The organism is Herbaspirillum huttiense, assembly GCF_047300815.1.
Taxonomy (GTDB): Bacteria; Pseudomonadota; Gammaproteobacteria; order Burkholderiales; family Burkholderiaceae_D; genus Herbaspirillum; species Herbaspirillum huttiense_A.
Genome location: NZ_CP178608.1, coordinates 5,221,072 through 5,245,015 on the forward strand (window position 1 = coordinate 5,221,072; position 23,944 = coordinate 5,245,015).

At 65.1% G+C, this 23,944-nt stretch carries 25 protein-coding genes and 1 pseudogene; 11 read left to right on the forward strand and 15 right to left on the reverse strand.

The genetic code is table 11. From position 1 onward, the window contains the following. The first annotated feature begins 382 nt into the window (after window positions 1–382). Together ACLRDN_RS23940 and ACLRDN_RS23945 are read left to right on the forward strand one after the other, a co-directional pair. Window positions 383–1,261 carry an oxygenase MpaB family protein gene (locus tag ACLRDN_RS23940; protein WP_413458310.1) on the forward strand — a complete coding sequence of 293 codons (879 nt, stop codon included), beginning with the start codon at window positions 383–385 and terminating at the stop codon, window positions 1,259–1,261. A 159-nt stretch (window positions 1,262–1,420) separates the two neighbouring features. Next, entirely contained in the window at window positions 1,421–2,791 is a 1,371-nt protein-coding gene (locus tag ACLRDN_RS23945) for a pyridoxal phosphate-dependent decarboxylase family protein (protein WP_413458311.1), read from the forward strand. Between the two features lie 101 nt (window positions 2,792–2,892). Here the strand turns inward: ACLRDN_RS23945 and ACLRDN_RS23950 are convergent, their stop codons facing one another. The 7 genes and pseudogenes from ACLRDN_RS23950 to ACLRDN_RS23980 form a co-directional block, all read right to left on the reverse strand. Further along, window positions 2,893–3,828 (reverse strand): 2-dehydropantoate 2-reductase, encoded by a 936-nt coding sequence (locus tag ACLRDN_RS23950; RefSeq protein ID WP_413458312.1) that lies wholly within the window; start codon window positions 3,826–3,828, stop codon window positions 2,893–2,895. Window positions 3,829–3,854: 26 nt separating this feature from the next. Further along, window positions 3,855–3,944 (reverse strand): annotated as a pseudogene (locus ACLRDN_RS23955) (short-chain dehydrogenase); the annotation flags it as partial. Between the two features lie 125 nt (window positions 3,945–4,069). Further along, a complete protein-coding gene (locus ACLRDN_RS23960; RefSeq protein ID WP_413458313.1) occupies window positions 4,070–5,044 on the reverse strand; it encodes an MDR family NADPH-dependent oxidoreductase in 975 nt (324 codons plus the stop codon). 2 nt (window positions 5,045–5,046) lie between these two features. Continuing rightward, window positions 5,047–5,424 (reverse strand): hypothetical protein, encoded by a 378-nt coding sequence (locus tag ACLRDN_RS23965; RefSeq protein WP_413458314.1) that lies wholly within the window; start codon window positions 5,422–5,424, stop codon window positions 5,047–5,049. A 30-nt stretch (window positions 5,425–5,454) separates the two neighbouring features. Further along, window positions 5,455–6,336 (reverse strand): NAD(P)H-binding protein, encoded by an 882-nt coding sequence (locus ACLRDN_RS23970; protein ID WP_413458315.1) that lies wholly within the window; start codon window positions 6,334–6,336, stop codon window positions 5,455–5,457. Between the two features lie 17 nt (window positions 6,337–6,353). Then, window positions 6,354–7,430 (reverse strand): 12-oxophytodienoate reductase, encoded by a 1,077-nt coding sequence (locus tag ACLRDN_RS23975; protein WP_413458316.1) that lies wholly within the window; start codon window positions 7,428–7,430, stop codon window positions 6,354–6,356. Between the two features lie 87 nt (window positions 7,431–7,517). Further along, window positions 7,518–7,946, reverse strand: a complete 429-nt coding sequence (locus tag ACLRDN_RS23980) for a MarR family winged helix-turn-helix transcriptional regulator (protein WP_413458317.1) — start codon at window positions 7,944–7,946, stop codon at window positions 7,518–7,520. Window positions 7,947–8,252: 306 nt separating this feature from the next. On the opposite strand from ACLRDN_RS23980, the gene ACLRDN_RS23985 reads away from it, so the two are divergent. Then, on the forward strand, window positions 8,253–9,002 hold the full coding sequence (locus ACLRDN_RS23985) for an SDR family NAD(P)-dependent oxidoreductase (protein WP_413458318.1): 750 nt from the start codon (window positions 8,253–8,255) through the stop codon (window positions 9,000–9,002). 35 nt (window positions 9,003–9,037) lie between these two features. Here the strand turns inward: ACLRDN_RS23985 and ACLRDN_RS23990 are convergent, their stop codons facing one another. The 3 genes from ACLRDN_RS23990 to ACLRDN_RS24000 are packed head-to-tail and all read right to left on the reverse strand — an operon-like array spanning window position 9,038 to window position 10,671. Beyond that, window positions 9,038–9,415 (reverse strand): c-type cytochrome, encoded by a 378-nt coding sequence (locus ACLRDN_RS23990; protein ID WP_413458319.1) that lies wholly within the window; start codon window positions 9,413–9,415, stop codon window positions 9,038–9,040. Between the two features lie 32 nt (window positions 9,416–9,447). After that, window positions 9,448–10,239, reverse strand: a complete 792-nt coding sequence (locus ACLRDN_RS23995) for a DUF2145 domain-containing protein (RefSeq protein WP_413458320.1) — start codon at window positions 10,237–10,239, stop codon at window positions 9,448–9,450. Between the two features lie 21 nt (window positions 10,240–10,260). After that, complete coding sequence (locus ACLRDN_RS24000) at window positions 10,261–10,671, reverse strand: hypothetical protein (protein ID WP_413458321.1); 411 nt, start codon at window positions 10,669–10,671, stop codon at window positions 10,261–10,263. Between the two features lie 207 nt (window positions 10,672–10,878). On the opposite strand from ACLRDN_RS24000, the gene ACLRDN_RS24005 reads away from it, so the two are divergent. Then, complete coding sequence (locus tag ACLRDN_RS24005) at window positions 10,879–11,622, forward strand: helix-turn-helix domain-containing protein (protein WP_413458322.1); 744 nt, start codon at window positions 10,879–10,881, stop codon at window positions 11,620–11,622. On the opposite strand, the gene ACLRDN_RS24010 is transcribed toward ACLRDN_RS24005, so the two are convergent. The 4 genes from ACLRDN_RS24010 to ACLRDN_RS24025 form a co-directional block, all read right to left on the reverse strand. Beyond that, entirely contained in the window at window positions 11,619–12,857 is a 1,239-nt protein-coding gene (locus tag ACLRDN_RS24010; protein ID WP_413458323.1) for an MFS transporter, read from the reverse strand. The two genes, ACLRDN_RS24005 and ACLRDN_RS24010, sit on opposite strands and share 4 nt — an antisense overlap. Next, on the reverse strand, window positions 12,854–13,201 hold the full coding sequence (locus ACLRDN_RS24015) for a DMT family protein (protein ID WP_034335429.1): 348 nt from the start codon (window positions 13,199–13,201) through the stop codon (window positions 12,854–12,856). Before ACLRDN_RS24015 ends, ACLRDN_RS24010 begins: the two co-directional genes overlap by 4 nt. Window positions 13,202–13,280: 79 nt before the next feature. Next, window positions 13,281–14,012, reverse strand: a complete 732-nt coding sequence (locus ACLRDN_RS24020; protein WP_413458324.1) for a hypothetical protein — start codon at window positions 14,010–14,012, stop codon at window positions 13,281–13,283. 159 nt (window positions 14,013–14,171) lie between these two features. After that, window positions 14,172–15,071 carry a LysR family transcriptional regulator gene (locus tag ACLRDN_RS24025; RefSeq protein WP_413458325.1) on the reverse strand — a complete coding sequence of 300 codons (900 nt, stop codon included), beginning with the start codon at window positions 15,069–15,071 and terminating at the stop codon, window positions 14,172–14,174. 89 nt (window positions 15,072–15,160) lie between these two features. Here ACLRDN_RS24025 and speG point away from each other — a divergent pair, with 89 nt between their 5' ends. Both speG and ACLRDN_RS24035 read left to right on the forward strand, forming a co-directional pair. Then, complete coding sequence (gene speG, locus ACLRDN_RS24030) at window positions 15,161–15,751, forward strand: spermidine N1-acetyltransferase (protein ID WP_413458326.1); 591 nt, start codon at window positions 15,161–15,163, stop codon at window positions 15,749–15,751. Window positions 15,752–15,810: 59 nt separating this feature from the next. Then, window positions 15,811–16,143, forward strand: a complete 333-nt coding sequence (locus ACLRDN_RS24035; protein ID WP_121041199.1) for a DMT family transporter — start codon at window positions 15,811–15,813, stop codon at window positions 16,141–16,143. Window positions 16,144–16,160: 17 nt separating this feature from the next. Here the strand turns inward: ACLRDN_RS24035 and ACLRDN_RS24040 are convergent, their stop codons facing one another. Then, complete coding sequence (locus ACLRDN_RS24040) at window positions 16,161–17,102, reverse strand: GlxA family transcriptional regulator (protein ID WP_413458327.1); 942 nt, start codon at window positions 17,100–17,102, stop codon at window positions 16,161–16,163. Window positions 17,103–17,211: 109 nt separating this feature from the next. Here ACLRDN_RS24040 and ACLRDN_RS24045 point away from each other — a divergent pair, with 109 nt between their 5' ends. The 5 genes from ACLRDN_RS24045 to ACLRDN_RS24065 all read left to right on the forward strand — a co-directional run bounded on the left by ACLRDN_RS24045 (window position 17,212) and on the right by ACLRDN_RS24065 (window position 23,936). Beyond that, window positions 17,212–18,042, forward strand: coding sequence for an SDR family NAD(P)-dependent oxidoreductase (locus tag ACLRDN_RS24045; protein ID WP_413458328.1), 831 nt, complete (start codon window positions 17,212–17,214; stop codon window positions 18,040–18,042). A 116-nt stretch (window positions 18,043–18,158) separates the two neighbouring features. Next, on the forward strand, window positions 18,159–18,917 hold the full coding sequence (locus tag ACLRDN_RS24050) for an SDR family oxidoreductase (RefSeq protein WP_413458329.1): 759 nt from the start codon (window positions 18,159–18,161) through the stop codon (window positions 18,915–18,917). Window positions 18,918–18,970: 53 nt separating this feature from the next. Then, a complete protein-coding gene (locus ACLRDN_RS24055; protein WP_413458330.1) occupies window positions 18,971–20,197 on the forward strand; it encodes an MFS transporter in 1,227 nt (408 codons plus the stop codon). Between the two features lie 219 nt (window positions 20,198–20,416). Continuing rightward, complete coding sequence (locus ACLRDN_RS24060; RefSeq protein WP_413458331.1) at window positions 20,417–22,132, forward strand: methyl-accepting chemotaxis protein; 1,716 nt, start codon at window positions 20,417–20,419, stop codon at window positions 22,130–22,132. Next, complete coding sequence (locus ACLRDN_RS24065; RefSeq protein ID WP_413458332.1) at window positions 22,125–23,936, forward strand: EAL domain-containing protein; 1,812 nt, start codon at window positions 22,125–22,127, stop codon at window positions 23,934–23,936. The genes ACLRDN_RS24060 and ACLRDN_RS24065 overlap by 8 nt, the downstream gene beginning before the upstream one ends. The last annotated feature ends 8 nt before the right edge of the window (window positions 23,937–23,944 follow it).

Genomic DNA, 23,944 nt, shown 5'->3' on the forward strand with positions numbered 1-23,944 from the left:
CGGACCAGGCGCGCTGTGGCTCACCCATGCCCGCAGCCGGCATCCCGTGCGATGCCGGCCGTCCTCTCCCCCGATGCTGTGTTCTGTCTTGCGCGGCCTGGCGTGCTTCCCCGGTAGCCTGGCCGCGATCCCTGAATTGCGCCGTCCTGTTCCCTGTCCTGCGGCCCCGATATTGTTCTTCTGGGGCCCTGCGGCGTGGCTATTGTAACGGCCTCGCAGGCCGCGTGCAGGGGGCGTTGCGACAAATCGCTTTCTGACAGAAATGTCAGCGAAGCGCTTCTCGCGGGCTGCAAACTCAACCGGAAAAATGTCCACATGAGCGCCCCGGCAGGAATGCAGTCGCTATGGCACACTGCCCTCCCCTTTCCGCTTTTTCTGCCTCATGGAATTCCTGCGCCAGCGCATCGAAGCCAACGTCCTCGCCATCAGCCGTGGCCCCGGCAGTGCCGATTTCCTGCAGCCACCGGGCGACCCCGGCCTGTTTGGGCCGGACTCGGCGGCATGGCAGGTCCATAGTGATTTCACGGCCATGCTCACCGGCGGCGTGGCGGCATTGCTGCTGCAGATGCTGCATCCCCTGCCGCTGGCGGGTGTCTGGGACCACTCCAACTTCCAGGCCGACATGCTGGGCCGCCTGCGCCGCACCGCGCAGTTCGTGGCCGGCACCACCTTCGGCAGCCGGGCAGACGCCGAGCGGCTCATCGCCCGCGTCAAGCAGATTCATCTTGGCGTCACCGGCGTGGCACCCGACGGCCGCCCTTATGCGGCCAGCGATCCGGACCTGCTCACCTGGGTCCACGTGGCCGAGGTGCATTGCTTCCTGCAGGGGTACCTGCGGTATCGCCGGCCGGATTTTCCGGCGGCGCGGCAGGATCAGTATCTCGATGAAATCGCCTGCGTGGCGGAAGCGCTTGGCGCACGCGAGGTCCCGCGCTCAAGGGCGGCCATCGCCGATTACATCGCGCGCATGCGCCCGCAATTGCGCTGCGACGATCGCACCCGCGCTACCTTGCAACTGGTCTTGAATGCAGCTGCTCCCAATGCGGTAGCGCAACCGTGGACACGGCTGATGATGCGCGGTGGCGTGGACCTGCTGCCGCCCTGGGCACAGGAGATGCTGGGCGTGACGCCGCGCGGAGCGCTGCGGCGCGAACTGCTGCGGCGTTCCGTCTTGCTGGCCGCACAGCCGATCCGCTGGGCCATGCGCAACGGATCCATTCATCTGGCACGTCGGCGCATGGGCTTGCCGCCGCAGCCTTGAGGGCGCTTCAGGACAGCATCTCGATCGCATCACCCGCACCATGGCGAGCAAATTCAGCCGAGCAAGCGGCCGATGATCTGCTTTACATTGTGTAATTACACATTTAAGATGGGCCGCACCTTGAGCTTGGTTTCAACATTGAACAAACAGGAGTAGCAGATGCGGGAAGACGAAAAGGAAGTCATGAAGCAAGCCGAGCAGAGGTCATTTGACTACCTCTCTTCGGTCGATCATCGCAATGTCTATCCCACGCAGGCAGCGCTGGATGGCTTGCGCGGCTTCGATGAAGCATTGCCTGAGCATGGGTGCGACTCCTCGCAGACGCTGGCCATGCTCGATACGCTTGGTTCACCAGCCACGGTGGTGACCAATGGTCCGCGCTATTTCGGTTTCGTGGTGGGCGCCGCCCTGCCCGCCGCCGCTGCGGCCGAGCGCCTGATGCTGGCCTGGGACCAGGGTGCCGCCATGGCCATGACCTCGCCCACCTGCGCCAGCATCGAAGAAGTGGCACGGCGCTGGCTGCTGGAGATCCTCGACCTGCCAGGCGAGAGTGGCATCGGATTCGGCACCTCGGCCACCGCCTGCGGACTGACCTGTCTCACCGTGGCGCGATCGCAGTTGTTGCTGCGCGCAGGATGGAATCTGCATGAACAAGGGGTGTACGGCGCTCCCCTGATTCGCGTGGTGGTGTCCGAGACGGTGCACGTCACCATCCTGAAGGCGCTGCGCATCCTCGGCTTCGGCCAGCAGCAGATCATCAAGGCCCCGGTGGACCAGCATGGCCGTATCGATCCCGAACGGTTGCCGGCGCTGGATGCGATGACGATCCTTTGCCTGCAGGCCGGTGAAGTCAATACGGGGGAGTTCGATCCGTTCAGCGCACTGATACCGCGTGCCCGGCAGGCAGGCGCCTGGGTCCACGTGGACGGCGCCTTCGGCCTGTGGGCTCGCGCATCCTCGCTCAAACAGACCCATACCGCCGGCATCGAAGAGGCCGACAGCTGGACCGTGGATGGCCACAAATGGCTCAACACGCCCTACGACTGCGCCATGTCCATCTGCCGGGATGCCGATGCCCTGGCCCAGGCGATGAACAGCGACGCTGCCTATGCGTCGGGATCGAAGAATGCGCAGAAGAACCTGACCCTGGAATTTTCCCGCAGGGCCCGTGGCGTGCCGGTCTGGGCGGCCTTGCGCAGCCTCGGCAAGAGCGGCGTGGCCGCGATGGTGGAACGGCATTGTGCGATGGCGCGTGAGCTGGCGACCCTGCTCAAGGGAGCCGGACTGAACGTGCTCAACCGGGTGGTGTTGAACCAGGTGGTGGTCCAGGGCCGCACCGACCAGGAAACCACCGCGATCAGGCTGGCCGTGGAGAAGTCAGGCGAGGCCTGGTTCGGCCCTACAGTGTGGAAAGGCAGTGCCGCGTTCCGGATCAGCATTTCCTCATGGCGCACGGAGAAGGCCGATATCGACCGCTTGTTCCTGGCCATCGTCAAGGCAAGAGACGACGTGCAGGCCATCCAGCACTGAGATGGCAAAACCCTCCGCCGATCCCTGCCCGGTCAGCGGAGGGGATCGGCGGAGTTGCTGTTCACCAGCCTTGCACCGGCCACGGCAATACAAAACGCACCTCAGCTTGGGCGTGCCTGCTGGTTTGCATAGATTTGCAACAAAGTATAGGCGGCATCCAGCAAGGGGGTGTCGTGACCATGGCGGCGACCCAGGCGCAGCATATCCCCGACGATTTCTTCATGCTCGATGCGGCGGGCCGCTTGCGCCATATCGCGCGCCATGGACGCTTTCCATTGCGAAGCCGGATCGAGGAGCAACTTGCGGATGCGCTCGGCGCCTTCGCCGCGGATCGGATGGCCCTGCGCTGAAGCGATGGCCTCGACCTCAGCAATGGCGCGCTCGATCAGCGGCCGGCCCGATGTGCTGGCCTGGATCTGCGCGATGTTCGCCCCCAGCAGGCAGGTCATCGCCGCGCCCGTGGCCAGCATGGCCCACTTGTCCCACAAGGCCTGCGTGATGTCAGGCGACAGGATGCGCGTGCCCTCGCTGGTGCGCAGCAAGGCGTGAAGCGCCTCTGCCGCATCGACGGCGAACTTGTTGTCGCTGCGCGCACCGAGCATCACCACATCCGCAGGGGCGAGATGTTCGATGGCGCCTTCGCTGTCCAACTGGGTGGCGATATAGGCCACACCACCCAGTACGCGGGCGCGGCCGAAACGGCGGTCCAGCACATCGTAGACACCCAGCCCGTTGAGGAAAGGCAGGATCACGCTGTCGCTGCCGATGGCCGGTGCGATATTGTCGATCGCTTCGGCCAGGTCATAGCCTTTGCAGGCCAGCAGCACGACGTCATAAGTGCCATCGATCTGGCCGGCATCGATGGTGTGGACCTCCTGCCGCACATCGCCCAGCGGGCTGCGTACCACCAGCCCGTTGCGTTGCAGGATTTCGCGCCGCCGGGGGCGCACGGCGAAGCTCACCTCCGCGCCTGCTTGCAGCAGTCGCGCGCCGTAGTAGCCCCCGATGGCACCGGCGCCGAGTACGAGGATTCTCATGATGCTTCCTCCTCTCAGGCTTCGGCCGCGCCAGGCGGCAGTGCCGGGCGGGCAAATTCAAGACCGGAGCCAGGGTTGGCGCCGGTGACGAGTACGACAGCATTTTCCAGTTTCATGATTCAGCTCTTGAGGAAGGGGCGCCTTGAACAGACGCCCCGGTATGGGGTGGGTGTACGGCAAATCTGCTGCCGGAGGGTGGGTGTGGATGGATCATCCGGCCCATCATCGTATCAAGCGGTTTTCATGGCTGCTCATCGTCGGCCAGTTTCAGGATGATCTTCTTGCCGTCACAGGCTTCGGCCATGGCTGCAACTAACTCGTCCAGGGGACGAACGGCGTGCACCGGCTGCTGCAGATGTGCGACCAGGCCCAGGTCGATGAGGGCTTGCAGGGCTGGCCTGACCTGCGCCATCCGCTCAGGATGCCCCTCGAAGAACCCGTGGATCTGCAGGCGCTTGAAGATCACATGCTGTGCAGAAATCTCCATGCTCTTCTTGCTGGCCGCAGCGTAGGCCACCAGCACCCCATGGTCGGAAAGCCGGGCGGCCAGCTTGCCGGCAGACGCGCCACCGACGCCTTCCAGCGCAAGCCGGATGTTCAGGCCGGCGATGGCGTGGTCGCTTGTCGCCAGTTCCTGTTCGGTGAAGACATGCTCGCAGCCGCGCTCATGCACCGGCTGCTTGTCTTCTTCACGCCGTACCACGCCGATGGTGCGATAGCCCAGGCGGCGTGCGATGGTCGCCACGCACTGGCCGAAGCCGGAGGTGGCCGCGTTGTAGAGGATGGCGTCGCCAGGCGCCAGGTCGGCAAAGCTGGTGATGAGCAGATAGGCGGTGGCCGCATTGATGGTCAGCATGGAGGCCTGCACGAGGTCGGCCTCCGCCGGCAGCACCACCAGTTCATCGGCCGGCACGGTGGCAAGCTGGCGCCAGGTGCGCGCCATGAAGGGCAGCAGTACCTTGTCGCCGGGACGCACGGCGGTGACGTCCGCGCCCACGGCCTGCACGATGCCCGCGCCTTCGTTGCCCAGTATCTCCGGCAATGCGGGCTTCCACGGATAGATGTCGCGCACCACCATCAGGTCGCTCACATTGATGGGGGCATACCGCACCGCCACCACCGCTTCTCCGGGCCCCGGGGCGGGTGGCGCATCGACGTCATCGAGGCGCACGCCCTGGCGTGGATCGCCGTAGGCAATCAGTCGCACGGCCTTCATCTTCAATGCTCCACGAAGAAGCCGGGATCGATCTCGTCGCGCAGGATCTGCCGGACGGAACCGGCCAGCGAGTACACCGCCGCCAGCGGACTGAAGGCGATGTGCAGCTCAGTGACCTTGCCCGAAGCGTCCCGCTCGATGGAGACCAGGCCGCGTGCGGCCTGGCCATCTGTCAACGTGGCATCGTATTCGAAGAAGCTGCGCTGCCCGACGTGGTCGAGAAAGCGCGCGGTCTGGCTGGCGTACTGCTGCGCACCGGCCTTGACGACCTTGAGCACTTCCGTCTTCCCGCGTACCGGGCGGTTGAGCACCGAGGTGACGAGGATGACGTCTTCATGCAGGTCATCGAGGAAGGGATGGCGCTTGGCCTTGTCTTGCATGGTGATTCTCCTGAGTATGTCGATGACGGGTCACGCGGCGAACACGGCTGCGTGGCGATGAAGGAAGTCCGCCAGGTAGGTGGGAGCGTGATCGAGGTAGTGCGGGAGCGAACCCTCGCCTACCTCGAAGAGGCCTGCACGCTGGTTGGCTTCGGTCATCAGCACCAGCGCGATGACATGAGGATCCAGGCCCAAACGCCCCAGCTCTTCGCTGACCCGCTGCGAAGAGACGTGCTCCACGCGCAGCGGCTTGCCTGTGGCCTGCTGCACGGCTTGGGCGATTTCTTCCTGGGTCAGGGCCTCGGGCCCGGCCAGTTCGAACACGCCCGAGACATCATGGGCACGCACGGCCAGGGCGGCACTGGCGTGCGCGATATCCTCACGCGCTGCGTAGGCGATGCGGCCCTGGCCGGCCGAGGTGTACCAGACACCGCTCCTGGCGATGGCGGGCAGATAGGCCAGCAGGTTTTCCTGGTACCAGCTGTTGCGCAGGATGGTGTACTTCAGTTCGCTGGCGGCGAGGTCCGCTTCCATCTCCGCGTGATCCAGCGCAAAGGGGATCTCCACGCTGTGGGCCGGATTGGGCATGGAGGTGTAGAGCACGCGCTGCACGCCGGCGCGGCGCGCAGCTTCCAGCGCATTGCGATGTTGCGCAATGCGCTGGCCAGGATGGGCCAGTGCATCGGTAGAGATGATAAAAAGCGTGCCCACGTCATGAAGTCCATGCTGCAGCGACTCCTCCAGATCAAAATCGATATGCCGGATGCGGTCCTGGCTGCCCAGGCGTCCGACCAGCTTCTCGGGGGTACGCGAGCCGAAGACCAGGTTGGTCTGGCCTGTTGCAAGCAGGCGCTGGCCGATGGCCAGGCCAAGCTGGCCGGAGGCCCCGGTGAGCATGAGTTTGTCTGCCATGATGTCGCCCTCCGCGATCAGGCGCCGACCAGCGAATGCAGCGACTGGACTTCAAAGCCCTTGAGCTCGGCGAGCCGGCCTTCGCGTACCTTGTTGGCCCATTCGGCGTCGGTCAGCAGCGCGCGGCCGACGGCGATGAGATCGAATTCACCCTTGGCCAGGCGTTCTTCCACCTGGTCCAGGCTGCCGACCTGGGCCGAGCCGCCGGTATGGGCCAGCAGGTCGCCCGTGTCGGGTCCTTCGAGGCCAACCGAGCCGACGCTGGTGGCGATCTTGCCGGTGAGCTTCTTGGCCCAGCCGGCCAGGTTCAGGGTCGAACCCTCGAACTCGGGGATCCAGAAACGGCGTTGCGAAGCGTGGAAGATGTCCACCCCGGCGTCGGCCAGCGGCTGCAGTACCTGCTCCAGTTCCTGCGGGGTGTGGGCCAACTTGCCTTGGTAGTCGCTCAGCTTGAATTGCGAGAAGCGGAAGCTCAGCGGATAGTCGCTGCCGGCCTGGCGCTTGATCTCCTTGACCAGCGCGGCCGGGAAGGCGACACGATTGGCCACGCTGCCGCCCCACTGGTCGGTGCGGGTATTGGTCTTGGCCCACAGGAACTGGTCCACCAGATAGCCGTTGGCGCCGTGGATCTCGACACCGTCGAAGCCGACTTCCTTGGCGCGCCGCGCCGCCTGGCCGAAAGCGACGATGGTATTTTCCACGTCCCTGGCGCTCATGTTCTCGGGCCCTTCATGGGGAATGCCTTCGGCGAACAGCGGATCCATGGGCTGCTGCTTGCCGCAATGCCACAGCTGCGCGAAGATGCGCCCGCCCTTGGCGTGCACTGCATCGACCACGGCATGCCAACCGGCGATGGCCTCGGGATGATGCAGGTTCGGAATGCCCTGGTTGTTGGCCGAGTACGGTCGGTCCACGGCGATGGCTTCCGTGGTGATCAGGCCCACGCCGCCGGCCGCGCGGGCCGCGTAGTAGCGGGCGACCTCCGCAGTGGGGATGCCGTGGGGACTGGCACCGCGTGTCATGGGCGACATCACGATGCGGTTGGCCAGGACCAGGCTGTTGAGCGTGAAGGGCGAGAAAAGCAGTTTATCCATTGCGTACTCCAAATGTGCAATTACACATATAGCGGGTTAAAAAAAGCTGCCGCACCAAAGGCGACAGCGTTTGTTGCGACGAGTGTTTTACAAGGCGATGGAACTCATGGCCAGGTTGTTGTCACGGATCTGCTCGACCCTGGCTTTGCCCACCTTGGTCTCCAGTTCCTGGCGGGCTTCTTCCCAGAAGGGAGCGCATTGCGCAATCTTGGCCTTGCCCTGATCGGTCACGGCGAAGCGGTAGGAGCGCCCGGTCTCGGGCTTCTGGGCAGACACCCAGCCCTCTTGCTGCAAAGGCTTCAGGGCGCGGACCAGGGTAGTGCGTTCCATCACCATCAGTTCGGTCAGCTCGTTGATCTGGATACCAGGATTGAAACTCACGGCCATGAGCAGGACGAACTGCGAGGACTTGATGTCGGCCTTGGACAGATAACGATCATAAAGACGCGAAACCTGCCTGGCTCCCCGGCGGGAGGCAAAGCAGTGACAGGATTCGAGGGTGTGGGTGGTGGCCATGTTGCGAGTATATCTGTGCAATAGCACTTTTGGAAGTTCTTTTCAGTTTCGGTCATGTTTGTTGTGTTTTGGATGAATGACCTTGTCTACGGCCACCGCCGGTATCGCCCGCCAGGCCGCTCCCAGTGGCGTTTTCGGCTATTTCACGGGATGACTGCTCTGTCCGAGCGAGTGCCCGGCCACTCAGGATGGGGCCATGGACGTATTCCATAATGTGTAATTACACATTATATTTTCAGTCCGGGCCCTTTCCACACCTTCGGCCCCAGGGACATTTCCTGATCAACCATTTTTTGAAAGCACAACGTGAAGACACTACAAGGCAAGACAGCCCTCATTACCGGCGCGGCTACCGGGATCGGTTTGGCGACTGCAAGAAAATTCGTCGAGGAAGGCGCCACCGTCTTCCTGGTCGGGCGGCGCGAGAAGCAGCTGCAAGAGGCGGTCGCCCTGTTGGGTGAGGCCGCCGTGGGCATCCCGGCCGACGTATCGCGGCTGGAGGATCTTGAGCGCGTCATGGCGGTCATTGCGCAGCAGAACCGCAAGCTCGATATCGTCTTTGCCAATGCCGCCATCGCCGAAGGCGCGCCCCTGGGCCAGATCACGGAAGATCATTTCGACCGCCATTTCGGCATCAACGTGAAGGGCATGCTGTTTACGGTGCAGAAGGCGCTGCCGCTGCTCAGGGATGGCGCCTCGATCATCCTGACCTCGTCGGTCTCGGCCTTCAGTGCCGATCCGGCGCTGAGCGTCTATTCGGCCACCAAGGCCGCCATCAGAAGCTTCGCGCGCTGCTGGGCATTGGACCTGAAGGATCGCAAGATCCGCGTCAATGCGATCAGTCCCGGTTCGACCGAGACCCCCGGACTGGCCGGACTGGCGGGCGCCCCGGAGAACGTGGCGGGCCTCTACGCGGCCTTGAGCAGCCGCATTCCGCTGGGACGCATGGGCCAGCCCGAAGAGATCGCAGCGGCCGTGGCATTCCTGGCCTCGGACGCGTCCAGTTTCGTCAACGGTGCCGATTTCCAGGTGGATGGAGGAGAAAAGCAGGTCTGAAGAGGAAACCCCGGCGAGGCTGCCGGCCAGGGTGTTTATGGACTGACGCTGCGCAGATAGGCCAGGATGTCGTCGATCTGCTTGTCACTGCCGATGCCCCAGAAGCGCATCTTGTTGCCGGGGACGACATCGCTGGGCGCCTTGAGGAAGGCACGCAATTTGTCTTCGGTCCAGATGAAGCCGGCCGAGGCCATCGCCGGGGAATACTTGAAGTCGCCGGTGGAACCGGCCTTGCGGCCGATCACGTTGGTCAGCTGCGGACCGAAACCGGCGCGCGCCGAGGGGCCTACCGCGTGACAGCTGGCGCATTTGGCGAAGGCGGCGCGGCCCGCCGCGACATCCCCCGCCGCCAGGGCGGACAGGGGAGCAAGGGCAATGACGAGGGCGAATGCCAGGCAATGATTCGGGCGCATGGGTCGTTCCGGCCAACGCCGGTTTCAGGAAATTACTGGATCACGAAATGGCTGGCTTCGAGACTGGCTTTCTGCAGGAAAGCCAGCAGGGAATCCGCCGTAGTGGTCTCGATTCTATCGCTGAAGCGCAAGGCGTTGGGATGATCATCAAAAGCGATGTTGGCCTTGAACATCCGTCCACCCAGGCGCGTCATCGGCCCCAGGTTCAGGGTATCGGGCACGTAGCCCTTGAACTTCAACCAAGCCTGCGCCTGCTCGCGGGTACTGATCTGTGGCTCCAGCGCCATGGCGAGCGTTTCATTGACCCATTGGTTGGATTGCTGGTAGCGCGTCGCCCAGGGATAAGCCAGCATGTTGTACTGCGCTTCGTGCAGGCGGGTGACCTGCGGGCGTGCAAGCACCGCACGCAGGCGCTGTTGCACTTCCGGCTGCGGCACGGCCACGTAGGCCTCCAGCAGGAAGGGAGAGTCCATGAAGAACTGCCCCAGCCCTTGTTCATAGAGATTGCTCACGGCCGTTCCGCATTCGTTGAGCTTGTGGACCACAACCCACTGCTGGCCATCGCGATAGGCAAACGCCAGGTGCGAATAGCGTTGCCGGTACTTGCTCAGGTCCTGCCCGACACGGCCGATGATGACCACGTCGGCACCGCTGGCATTGAGCCGCTCGACGGTGCGCACGGCCATGTCCAGCTGGGCTTGTACGGCGGTGGCGTCAGGAATGGCCTGTTCGCAGGACTGGCCGGCGTGCGCCGCCAGGGGCGCAGCGATGGCCAGGACCAGGCTGGCAAACAGGCATTTGATACGAAGTTGAAACAAAGCCATGGCGCTCTCCCCTTGTGCCGGTCAGGACAGTTTCTCGCTCTTGAGCAGCGCCCGGCCCAGCGCATTGGGAATGATCGCCAGCACCTTGCCGGAGGCCACCAGCAGCGTGCCCGAAGCAGAGGTCACGAATGTTACCGATTCACCGACACCGACCGAGGCCGCACCGCTGACATTGGCACCGACCGTGACCGAACCACGGAGGCCCTCGCCCACTTTCTCCAGCACATAGACCGTACCATCGGCGGAGGCTTCCACGCCCTTGACCACGTAGCGTCCGCCTTCTGAAATGAAGGCGGCAGGCGGCATCACTGAGACCACCACCGAGACGGTGGACGCATCGCTGTTGCGCGACTGGGCATGTACGGGAGCGCTCAGGAGGGCGGCGACCAGGGCGCAGGAAAGAGTGAGGCGATGCAGCAGCGGGCTGTTCATGATGGACTCCTTGTTCTTTGACTGATGAGAGATGGGATGTGATTTTTGCTTGCCGGTCCGCCTTGGCGGGCCAGCGGGACGCACTGTAGCAATGCCGCTGCAGAAGGTGGATCACCTCATCAGAAAGCGCAATTCCTGTCGCGTCCGGTATCGAAATACAATACCGGCCACACACCACGCGCACTGCGCATCACAAGGAGGATGGACATGGCCCAGGCCGAATCGCTGGTCAATGCATTGAAGAACCTGCTCAAGGCGCGCGGCATCACCTATGCGCAACTGGCCAAGGGACTGGGCCTGAGCGAGGCCAGCGTCAAGCGCATCTTCGCCGAGCGCAGCTTCACCCTGGAACGGCTGGATCAGGTCTGCGCCTTGCTGGCCATCCAGATCAGCGACCTGGCGCGCATGGTGGTGGCCGAGCAGCCGGTGCCCTCGCGCCTGACCGAAGAACAGGAAAAGAAACTGGTGGCCGATCCCAAGCTGCTGCTGGTGGCCGTGCATGCCCTGCACCAGTGGACGCTGGAAGACATCCTCGCCAGCTTCGCCATGAGCAAGGCCGAATGCATCCGCCTGCTGGCGCGGCTGGACAAGCTGGGCATCCTCGACCTGCTGCCCAACAACCGCATCCGCGTGCGGGTTGCACCGGATTTCACGTGGTTGCCGGGCGGGCCGATCCAGCAGTATTTCCGCGCGCAGTTGCGCAATGATTTCTTCAACTCCCATTTCGACAAGCCGGGCGAGAAGATGATCATGGTCAGCGGCACGCTCTCAGAAGAAAGCAATGCCAGCGTGCAACGCGCCATGAACCGGCTGTCCTCCGACTTCCTCAGCGCGCATCAGCAGGATCTGTCGCTGCCGCTGGAACGGCGTCATGGCACGGCGCTGATCGTGGCCCTGCGGCCGTGGAGTCCGGCGCAATTCCGCGACCTGCGCCGGGCAGAAGACAACTAAGACGCTGACTTCGCCACCGCCACCGGCCGGCCGCCAGGCGCATGCTCGCCCCGCTCGGCCAGCACACTCCACACCCCCAGCGCCAGCAAGGCGATCCCGGTCAGGACCGCAAAGGCCGCGCCATAACCGTAATGCTTGGCCACCACGCCGGCCAGTGCCGGGCTCATGGCTGCACCGATGGACTGGATGGTCGTCACCGCACCCAGGCCGATGTTGATGTGGCCGCTGCCCTGCAGGATGCGCGCCACCGAACCCGGCAAGGCCACCCCCAGCAAACCTGCGCCGATGCCATCGAGCATCTGCACCGGCAACAGCGCCCAGGCCGAATCCCAGACCCCGGCCACCAGGCCGCGTACCGGCAACGCCAGCAGTGCCACGGTGATCAACAGCCAGTAGCCCTTGCGGTCGGCGAAGCGGCCCGCAAAGAGCGCCGTGGGAATCATCACCAATTGCGCCACGATCACGGTCAGCGCCGTATAGAGCGCCGGATCGGCATGGCCGCGCGAGACCACCGATTGGCTCAGCAAGGGCAGCATGGCCGCATTGCCCAGGTGGAACAGCATCATCGCCAGCGCCAGCAGCATCAGCGGACGCGACCCGGCCAGCACGCGCCAGGTGGACACCTGCGGCTGGTCGGCGGCGCGTTCGGGATCGAGGCCACGGGCGACATCGTGGTCGATGTCCTCGGGACGGATGCGCGAGAGGCACACCAGCGAGGCCACCGCCATCACCGCCATGAGCACGAACACCGCCGGCAAACCCCAGAAGTAGCCGAGCGCACCGGCCAGTGCGGCCGAGAAGACGTTGCCGCCGTGGTTCCAGGCCTCATTGTTTCCCAGCTGGGAAGGCAGGCCCTGCTGGCCGACGATGCCCAGCGTGAGGCCGGCGATGGCCGGTCCAATGATGGCCCCGACGATGCCGGTGCCGACCTGCGACACCGCCGTGATCGTGAAGCTGGGCGAGACCAGCAACAGCAGCGAGCCCGCCACCACCAGCACCGAACCGATCCCGACCACCAGCCGCTTGGCGCGCACCGCATCGGTCAGCGCCCCGGCGGGCGTGGTGGCCAGCATGCCGGCAATGCCGCCCAGCGTCATCACGTAGCCGATGTCGTCCGCGGCCCAGCCGTGGCCCATCAGGAACACACCGAGGAAAGGACCGAGCCCGTCGCGCACGTCGGCCAGGAAGAAGTTCAGCCTGGAGAGCCAGGCGATCGAGCCCGCTTTGGCGTTCATCCGATGGGCCCCTTGAAGATGAAGAAGGCGCCCAGGCAGATGCAGCCGAAGCCGACCAGGTGATTGATGGTGAATTGTTCGCCCAGGTACAGCACCGAGAAGATCGAGAACACCACCAGCGTGATGACCTCCTGCATGGTCTTCAGTTCGGCGGCGTTGTAGACGGAGTGGCCGATGCGGTTGGCGGGCACCGCGAAACAGTATTCGGCCAGGGCGATGCCCCAGCTGACCAGGATCACCAGGTACAGCGGCCGGTTCTCGAACTTGAGGTGGCCGTACCAGGCAAAGGTCATGAAAACGTTGGAGATGATCAGGAAGACGATGGGAAGGATTTTCGGCGACATGGTTCTTTTTCTTTATCAGGTGGATGAAATGACACGCAGGGAATCGGGCAGACCGGGGGCCTGCCCTGCCGCAAAACCCTTATCGGACGCGGCTGTACAGCGGTTGCAGGGAATCCGCGCTGGCACCGGCATCGATGGCCTCGATGGCGGTACCGACACTGTTGCGGGTCCCCAAGCCATTGGCAGCAAACGGCGCGCCAGGTTCCAGGGGCGTACGCAGGCTGTCCGGGGCGAAGCGCACGATGCTGCCATCATCCAGGATGACGCCATCGGCTTGGCCACGCGGGCCGGTCAGGACCATGGCGATTTTGCCGCGCACCGAGAGCTGGCGCAATTGCGCAGCACGCAGGTGGGGCGGCAGCGGCGGGTTGGCATCGAAGGCGGGCGGGCGGTCGATCACGGTCTGGCCGTTGGCCAGATTGACGATGGCATCGGCCTTGATCACGCCGGCCGCTTCAGCCTGGCCGAAGATGCGCACCGACTGGCCCGGCCTGACCGCGTTCTGCAGCGTCTGCGACAGGTGCGGCGGGAACTTGACCACGGTGCGCTCGCCCACCATCAGGCCATCAACTTCGCCATAGGGATTGATCAGCAAGCGGCTCACGCGGCCTTCGGTGATGGGGGCCTGGGCGGTCAGGGCGGCATCGTAAGTGGCGGGCGGGACCGGGGGCGCCATCGGGCCGGCGGTCGGCGCAACACCCGGCGGCGGGGCCGGCGGCAAGGCCTGGGCTTGGGTGGCGATCATCGATCCCAGCAGGGCCAGGGCCAAGAGCCCAGCCAGCGAACGGGGGAGGAAGGTGGAACGGTTCATGACAACTCCTTTGAGGTGAGAGGGGCCACCTCTCCTTTGCAAAGCCCGTGCCTGCCATGAATCCGTTTTAAATCAATGACTTGCAGATTTTACCGTAGGGCCATGTGTCCGTTCCCGTGACACCTTGGCGTCCGCTGCCGGACACTGTCCGCCGCGCCGTCACATGTCTTCCCCCAGCACCGCCTGTCCCTGGCTGCTCAACAACTGGCCGAACCGCTCGCCTATCCATTGCGCGGTGCTCCCCAGCGGGCGACCGGGCAGCCACAGCATCTGCACCGACAAGAGCGGCAGGGCCAGCGCCGGACAGCGCAGCGGCACCAGCGCCTTGGCGTGATCGAAATATTCGGCGACGTTGACCGGCAGGATGGCCCAGCCCAGGTTGTCGGCCACCATCTCGGCAATGCTGTAGTGATTGTCAGAGCGCCACAGCTTGGGACTGTAGACCGGTTCTTCGACGCCATCGGCCTGCAGGATCAGTTGCCGGTATTGCGCCAGGTCGGTCTTGCGCAGGCGTTCGCGCGCGGCCAACGGATGGCGCGGCGAGACGAAGATGCCTTGCGCCACCGAGCCGATGTGGCGCTGGTCGAAGCCGCTGGCCACGCGTCCCCGGTCGAAGTGAAAACCGATGTCGGCGCGGCGCTGCTGCACGGCCGCCACCACTTCGGCCGGGGTGCCATCGAGCAGGGTCAGTTCCAGCGCCGGCGCACGCGCCGACAATTCCCGCAGCAGCACGCGCAGGGCCGCATAGGGGAGGGCTTCGTCCAGCACCATGGTCAGGCTGGCTTGATCGCCCAGCGCAAAGGACCGGGCGCGTTCTTCCAGCGCATCGGCCTGGCGCAGCACTTCGCGTGCCTCCTGCAGCATGGCCGCGCCGACCTCGCTGAGGCCGGCCTTGTGGGCCGAGCGGTCAAAGAGCGTGACGCCGAGATCGACTTCCAGCAGCGCGATGGCCGTGCTGACCGCCGATTGGGCCCGGCCCAGGTGGCGTGCGGCGGCGCTGATGGAGCCGTGTTCGGCTGCAGCGACGAACTGGCGCAGTTGATCGAGATTCCATTGCATGCGGCACTCCATCTGAATTATCGATAGACCTTATCTTGGTCGATCTGTCCTGACGGTGGATCATACTGGTTTTCCCACAAGGAGATTCCATGCAGAAATCACATGACCTCACCCGGACCGTGCGCCTGCGTCCGCTGGAGCGCGAAGACCTGCGCTTCGTCCATCACCTGAACAACAATGCGACGGTGATGCGCTACTGGTTCGAAGAACCTTACGAAACCTTCGCCGAACTCTCAGCCCTGTTCGAGGCCCACATCCACGAGCAGAACGAGCGCCGCTTCATCGTCGATGCCGATGGCGACAGCAGCGGCCTGGTGGAACTGGTGGAAATCAACACCGTCCACCGCAGTGCCGAATTCCAGATCATCATCGCGCCGGCCTGCCAAGGGCGCGGGCTGGCGGTAGAGGCCACGCGGCTGGCGCTGGACTATGGCTTCTCGGTGCTGAACCTGCACAAGATCTACCTGATCGTCGACCGCGAAAACGAGAAGGCCGTGCATGTCTACGCCAAGGCGGGCTTCCGGCCGGAGGGTGTGCTGAAGGAGGAATTCTTCATGAATGGCCAGTACCGCGACGTGATCCGCATGGGCATCTTCCAGCGCGATCACCTGGCCCGCATGCAGGCCGAACCGGCACAGCAACACGCCGCACCCGCCACCGTAGAGACGGCGGTGCATTGAACCGCGCGCACTGAACCCAATGAGTGCGTGGAATTGATTTATCCACAGGAGAATCCAGCATGTCCGCTTACCTGACCCTGGCGGTGGCCATCGTGGCCGAGGTGATTGCCACCACCGCCCTCAAATCCTCACAGGGATTCACACGACTGTTGCCGGGCATCATCGTGGTGCTGGGCTATGGAGTGTCCTTCTATTGCCTGTCGCTGACCCTGCGCACCATGCCGACCAGCGTGGCCTATGCCATCTGGTCGGGCGTGGGGCTGGTGCTCATCACGCTGGCCGCCTGGCTGATCCATCAGCAACGGCTGGACTGGCCGGCCGTGGCCGGCATCGCGCTCATCGTCGCCGGCGTGATGGTGATCAACCTGTTCTCGTCCAGCGCGGCGCACTAGCGCGCATCAAGCGCCCATCAGGCGCGCACTTCGCGCCGCATCGATTGCGGTGCCACGCCAAAGCCGCGCAGGAAGACTTCACGCATGTGGCGGCGATCCCGGAAACCGGTCTCGCGCGCCACCACTTCCAGCGGATGGCGGCTTTGCTCGATCATCAGCCGTGCCGCTTCCAGCCGCAGTCCCTCGATGGCCTTGGCCGGGGATTGCCCGGTCTCGGCCGTGAACACGCGGGTGAACTGGCGCGCACTCAGGTTGGCCTGCTCGGCCAGTTCTTCCACCGTCAGCGCGCGCTTGAGATGGCGGCGCGCATAGTTCAGCGCATCCTGGATCCGATCCGTCTTGGGGGCCAGTGCCAGCATTTCCGAATGCTGCGACTGGCCGCCGGCGCGATGCTGGTGCATCACCAGCTTGTGCGCCACGCTGCGCGCCGCTTCCTCGCCCAGGTCCTTGCCGACCATGGCCAGCGCCAGGTCCAGCCCGGCGGTCATGCCGGCCGAGGTCCACATCGGGCCGTCCACGATGTAAATCCGGTCGTCTTCGATCTGGATGTCAGGAAAGCGCGCACGCATGGCCGTGGCATACGCCCAATGCGTGGTGGCCCGACGGCGTGCCAGCAGACCGGACTCGGCCAGCACGAAGCCACCGGTACAGATGCCGGCGATGCGCCTGGCCTTCTTCGCCGCCCGTTGCAGGAAGGCGCGCTCTTCCTGGCTCGCCGGCGACTCCAGCGGATTGCCCACGCCGCACACGATCCAGGTATCGATGGTGGCCGTGGCGGCCGCCTTGGTGGTGTTCACGCGCATGCCCAGGGACGACGTGACCTCGCCGCCAGCGACCGAATGGTTGTGCATGCGGTAGAACTCGTGGCCCACGACCTGGTTGGCGTATTCAAAGACGGACTGGGTAGCCAGGCCCATGATCTGGAAACCTTCAGTGAGCAGGTAGCCGATGTGGTGCATGTCCGGACTCCGTAACGATGTCTCAAAACACTACCATATACGTCATTCCGGAAGTCCGCAAGCGGCCTAAGATTCACTCCATCGACAACCCACACCGAAGGAGAACATCATGAACCAGCCGCAAACCCAAGTCCAGTCCCAAATCCATCGTGGCACGGCCCTCGTCACCGGCGCCTCGTCCGGCATCGGCGCCATCTACGCCGACCGCCTGGCCCGCCTGGGCTACGACCTGATCCTGGTGGCCCGCAACCGCGAGCGCCTCAACACCCTGGCCGCGCGCATCACCAACGAGACCGCCCGCAACGTCGAAGTGCTGGAAGCCGATCTCGGCCAGGCCGCATCGCTGGCCCAGGTGGAAGAAAAACTGCGCAGCGATGCCAGCATCACGCTGCTGGTCAACAACGCCGGCATCGGCACCCACACGCCGTTACTGCAAAGCAAGGTCGAGCACATGACCGACATGATCGCCCTCAACGTCACCGCACCGACCCGCCTGACCTATGCCGCCGTGCCTGGTTTCGTGGCCCGTGGCCGGGGCGCGGTGATCAACATCTCCTCCATCGTGGCCGTGGCGCCGGAAGTGCTCAACGGCGTCTATGGCGGCAGCAAGGCCTTCGTGCTGGCCTTCTCGCAATCGCTGCACCATGAACTGGGCGCCCAGGGCGTGCAGGTGCAGGCCGTGCTGCCGGGTGCCACCGCCACCGATTTCTGGGCCATCGGCGGCCTGCCGGTGGAACACCTGGACCCGGCCATCGTGATGTCGGCCGAGCAGATGGTCGATGCAGCCCTGGTCGGCTTCCAGCGCGGCGAACTGGTCACCATCCCCTCGCTGCATGACGAAGCGGCCTGGACCCGGTTCGAAGGCGCGCGCCAGCAGATGGCGACCCAGCTCTCGGCCAACACCCCGGCGCCGCGCTACGTGCGTACCGACCTGCACTGAGCGGCAGGCAAGACCCCGGATCCTGTTCTTTTTGTCCTGATATGAAACTTGCCGCCTCGGCCCCCAGCGGGCGGGCGTGTGCGGCCCCACTCTACTGACCTAGTGAAGGAAATACCATGAAACTGACCGACAACACCATCTTCATCACCGGCGGCACCTCCGGCATTGGCCGCGCCCTGGCCGAAGCCTTCCACAAGCTGGGCAACCAGGTCATCATCGGCGGCCGCCGCAAGGCCCTGCTCGATGAAGTGACCGCCGCCAATCCCGGCATGGAGGCCATCGAGTTCGACGTCTCCAGCCTGGCCAGCATCGACGCTGCCGCTGCCACGATCAAGGCGCGCTATCCCAAGCTCAACGTGCTCATCAACAATGCCGGCATCATGCCCTTCGACGACGCTGGCGGCACCATCGACGACCAGGTCAGCCGCAGCATCCTCGACACCAACCTGCTCGGCCCGATCCGCCTGAGCTCGGCCCTGATCGACCTGCTCAAGGCCCAGCCGAGCGCCACCATCATCCACAATACCTCGGTGCTGGCCTATGTTCCGCTGGCCGTGACCGCGGTCTATTCGGCCAGCAAGGCGGCGCTGCATTCGTATGCGATGTCGCAGCGCTTCATGCTGCGCGAGAGCTCGGTCCGGGTGCAGGAAATCGCGCCGCCCTGGGTCGATACCGACCTGATCAAGAAGAGCGGCGACCCGCGTGCCATGCCGCTGGATGCCTTCATCGCCGAGACCATGGCCAAGCTGGCCAGCGATGATGAAGAGATCATCGTCGAGTCCGTCAAGCCGCTGCGCGACAACCCCGGCGCCAATGAACACGCGCTGGTCAACGGCTTCAATGCGGCGCTGATCGCCAATCCCATTCCGGTCTGACCGTCTTGCGCTGCGCTGCCCTGCAGCGCAGCGTACCTATCGTCGAGGACAGCATGACATCCACTCCCCTGGGGCCTGCTCCGGCCCCCGCGCCCTCTGCAACGCCTTCCCCATCGGGCTCGCTGCTGACAGCGGGCTTTTTGGCCCTGGGCACCTTCGCCATCGGCACCGAAGGCTTCATGATCGCGCCGCTGCTGCCGCGCATGGCCGCTGATTTCGGCATGAGCGTCTCTACCGTGGCCAGTCTGGTGATCGTCTTCACGCTGGTGCTGGCCATCAGTTCGCCCATCACCACGGTGCTCTCGGCCCACCTCAACCGGCGCCAGGTACTCATCGGCGCCATGGGCATCTTCACTGCCGCCAATGTGCTGGCGGCGTTCTCCACCGGCTTTGGCAGCCTGCTGGCCTCGCGCCTGCTCATGGCCGTGGCCGCCGGACTTTATACGCCCAATGCCAGCGCGCTGGCCGGCGCCATCGTCAAACCCGAACAACGCGGCCGGGCACTGGCCATCGTCAGTGGCGGCATGACCATCGCCATTGCGCTGGGCTTGCCGCTGGGCTCGGTGGTCGGGCATGCCTTCGGCTGGCGCGCCACCTTTGGTGCCGTGGCCGTGATGGGCGCGGTGGCCGTAGCCGGTATCTGGATCGGGGTGAACCGCCAAGCCGGAGGCCATCTCCATGTAGCCGGCCTGCGCGAGCGGCTGGGCGTGGTCGGGCAGACGCAGATCCGGCGCCTGCTGGGCATCACGCTGTTCTGGTCGGTAGGTGCGTATGCGGCCTATCCCTACATCGCGCCTTACCTGGCCCATACGCTGACATTCGCCGAACGCGGCATTGGCCTCACCGTCAGCCTGTGGGGCGCTGCCGCCGCCGCCGGCGTGACGGTCGGCGGCCACCTCAACGACCGCTTCGGCTCACGCCGCGTGGTGCGGCTGTCGCTGCTGCTGCTCACGCTGGCGTTCTGGACCTTGGGTGCAGCCACGCTGCTGGCGCCGTACACTGCGCTGGTGCCGGTGCTGTTGGCCGTGGCGGTGTGGGGCTTTGCGGTATGGGCCTTCTTCCCGGCGCAGATGGCGCGGCTGATCGCAGCCGGTCCGCCGGCGCAGGCACCGGTGGCGCTGTCGCTCAATACGTCGACCATGTACCTGGGATTTTCGCTGGGCAGTGCTGCCGGCGCCGGCATCCTGGCAGGCGGATGGATCGCGGGCATCGGCCTCTTCGCGGGCTGCTGCGCACTGGCTGGCCTGCTGCTGGAAAGAGGCAGAAGCGTCTCGCCTTGAGCCGCGCAAGGCACCGGCTACGCTGTATCGGATTATCCAATACAATGCCACGACAACATGCAAGGCTCGGGCCATGCAGAGCTTCAATACGGCCGCCAGCAGCAGCGGCCGGTCAATGCCTCATCTCTACTCAAAGCAAAGCACGTTCCGGACAGGATGGCGGGGGCCATCCCGGCGGGGCGGCCGCCGTCCGGACAATTTATACAACAGGGGAACATGATGAACAGTGCACACGAGAAACAAAAAACGCTCAGCGTCGCCGCACGGCTGGGACTGAGCTTTGCCCTGGTATTGGCGATGATGCTGGTGCTCACGGTAGTGAGCATCACCAAGGTCAATTCCATTGAAGGCAGCCTCACCACGGTGAGCGAAGACAACAACGTCAAGCAACGCTATGCCATCAACTTTCGCGGCAGCGTCCACGACCGCGCCATCGCCCTGCGCGACCTGACCCTGGTGACCGACAGCGAACTCAAGGATGTGGTGGCGCTGATCAATCGCCTCGATGCCGACTACCAGCAGTCGGCCAAGCCCCTCGATGCGATCTTCTCCACGCAGGGCCCGCATGCCCCCAATGCCAACGAGCGCGCGGCCCTGGCCAGGATCAAGGCGGTCGAAGCCCGCACCATGCCGCTGGCGGCGCGCATCATCGCCCTGCGCACCAGCGGTGATACCGATGGCGCGCGCCGGCTCATGCTGGCCGAGGCCAAGCCGGCCTTCATCGACTGGCTGGCAGCGGTGAATGCCTTCATCGATCTGCAGGAAAGCATGAGCCAGGCGGAGTCGGCCAAGGCACGTTCGACCGCACGCGGCTTCCAGGCCTTCATGCTGGTGCTGCTGGCCGCGGCCATGGTGGCCGGCGCACTCCTGGCCATGCTGATCACCCGCAGCATCGGCCGCGCCCTGGGCGCCGAGCCGGATGAAGTCAAGCAGCTGGCCCTGGCCGTGGATCGCGGCGAGCTGTACCACACGGTGGCCCTGCGGCGCGCCGAATCCGGCCGGCGCCAGAGCATCATGGGCGCGCTCGCCGAGATGAGCGGCAACCTGCGCAGCACCGTCAGCGAAGTGCGCGATGCCGCGGCCGGCGTAGCCAGCATCAGCGCCCAGATCGCCGCGGCCAACGGCGACCTGTCGGCCCGCACCGAAGACCAGGCGGCCTCGCTGGAGGAAACCGCATCGGCCATGGAGCAGTTGACCGCCACCGTCAAGCAGAACGACGGCCACGCCCGCGAAGCCAACCAGCTGGCGCGCAATGCCTCCGACATCGCCAAGCAAGGCGGCGCCATCGTGGACGAAGTGGTCGATACCATGGCGGCCATCAACACCTCCTCGCGCAAGATCGTCGACATCATCGGCGTGATCGACGGCATCGCCTTCCAGACCAACATCCTGGCCCTGAACGCGGCCGTGGAAGCGGCCCGTGCCGGCGAGCAGGGACGCGGCTTCGCCGTGGTGGCCACCGAAGTGCGCAACCTGGCCCAGCGCAGCGCCGCCGCCGCCAAGGAAATCAAGCAGCTCATCGATGCCTCGGTCAACAACGTCGAGAACGGCACGCGCCTGGTCGAACGCGCCGGCGAAACCATGGAGCAGATCGTGGCCAGCGTGCAGCAGGTCACGGACGTGATGGGAGAAATTTCCTCGGCCAGCCATGAACAGAGCCTGGGCATTGAAGAAGTGCACAAGGCCATCGCCCTGATGGACCAGGTCACGCAACAGAACGCCGCCCTGGTGGAACAGGCCGGTGCCGCCGTGGGCAGCCTGCAGGACCAGGCGCTGCACCTGACCCAGGCCGTTGGCGTGTTCCACCTGGCCCCGCCCTCGCCCTTGGCTGCCGCCCCGGCGGCCGTGCAGGAAGTGCCCGCCGCGCCCGTCCTCGCCCTGGTCCACCCGGCTGCACCGCGCCTGGCCGATGTCAGGGAGCGCGCCCATGGCTGAGGACAGCATCGCCCTGGCGCCCCGGCCCAACGATGAACTGCAGCGCCTGGCCGCGCTGCACGCCCTGCACCTGCTCGACACCGGCGCCTCCGAAGACCTGGACAACATCACCCGGCTCTGCCATACGCTCTTCGGTGCCAGCGGCGCGTATGTCTCGCTCATCGATGCCCAGCGGCAATGGGTCAAGTCACAAAGCGGTCCGGACATGTGCGCGCCCTCGCGCGAGCTGTCCTTCTGCGACCATACCGTCAGCCAGCGCGCGCTGATGGTGGTCGAGGATGCCGCCGCCGATGCACGCTTTGCCGACAACCCGCTGGTCTCGGGTCCGCCCTACATCCGCTTCTACGCCGGGGCGCCGCTGCTCACGCCGGAAGGCCACGCCATCGGCGCGCTGTGCGTGACCGATACCCGGCCGCGCAGCTTTGATGCCGCCCAGCGCCAGCAACTGCGGCAACTGGCTGCCCTGGCCATGTCGCAGATGCTGCTGCGGCGTGCCATCGGCCGGGTCGATCCGCTCACCGCCATGCCCAACAAGTACCAGCTGCGCGAGGACCTTGTCTCGCTGGCACCGGTCGATGCGCCGGGCCAGGAGACGCCTGCGGGCCATCGCGCGCTGGCCTACATCGACATGCCCGATGCCCATACCTCCTTCGAGATCGCCAGCGTCCTGGGCTCGCGCATCCATGACGAACTCATCCGCAATGTCGGGCAGCGGCTGCAGACCCTGGTCAAGGGCCAGGCTGACGTGTATCACATCAGTGACGGGCGCTTCGCGCTGCTCTCCCACGCGGGCAAGGCCGATACGCTCGGGCCGCACCTGCACAGCATGACCGCGGCACTGGAAGAGCCGGTCGACAGCATGGCCGTTCCCCTGAACCTGCCCAGCTATGGCGGCATCGTGCGCGTGGAGCAGACCCGCGAGAGCCTGCGCGACGCGCCGCGCAAGGCGGTGGCCGCGCTGCACGAGGCGCTGGCACGGCGCCAGCGCTGGTCCGACTATGATGCCGATGCCGATGAGCTCCACCAGCGGCGTTTCCGCCTGCTCAATGACATCCCGGATGCGCTCCTGCCCAATCAAGTGGAGGGGCGCGGACTGACGCTGGCCTACCAGCCCAAGCTGGACTTGCGCAGCAATCGCTATCACGGCGGCGAAGCGCTGCTGCGCTGGCAGCACCACGAACTGGGCCCGATCTCGCCGGCGGAATTCATCCCGCTGGTGGAGCGCACCGCCCTGATCCGGCCCGTGTCGGCCTGGGTCATCACGGCGGCCCTGCAGCAGATGGCTGCGTGGCAAAGCGAAGGCATGCCGGTCAAGCTGGCCATCAACCTGGCCGCGCCCAATTTCGAGGAGGCCGACCTGATCAAGCGGCTTGAAGCGGCTTGCCGCGACACCGGGATCGACCCGTCCATGATCGAGATCGAATGTACCGAAGGCCTGTGGATGCACAGCCCGGCGGTGCTCAAGCTGCTGCACGAGATCCGCGCGCTGGGCATGGGCCTGGCGCTGGATGACTTCGGCACCGGCTACAGCAATTTCGCCTACCTGCAACAGGTGCCGGCCTCGGTGGTCAAGATCGACCAGTCACTGGTGCGCCATCTCGACACCAGCCCGCGCGACCGCCGCATCGTGCAGTCGCTGATCGCCCTGGCCAAGGAGCTGGAGTACCACATCGTGGCCGAAGGCGTGGAGACGGCGCAGACGCTGTCGCTGCTGCGCGAATGGGGCGTGGATGAAGCGCAGGGTTACTACATGGCCCGCCCGCTGAGCCCGGAGGCCTTCGCCGCACACCTGCGCGCGGCCTGATGCGTGAG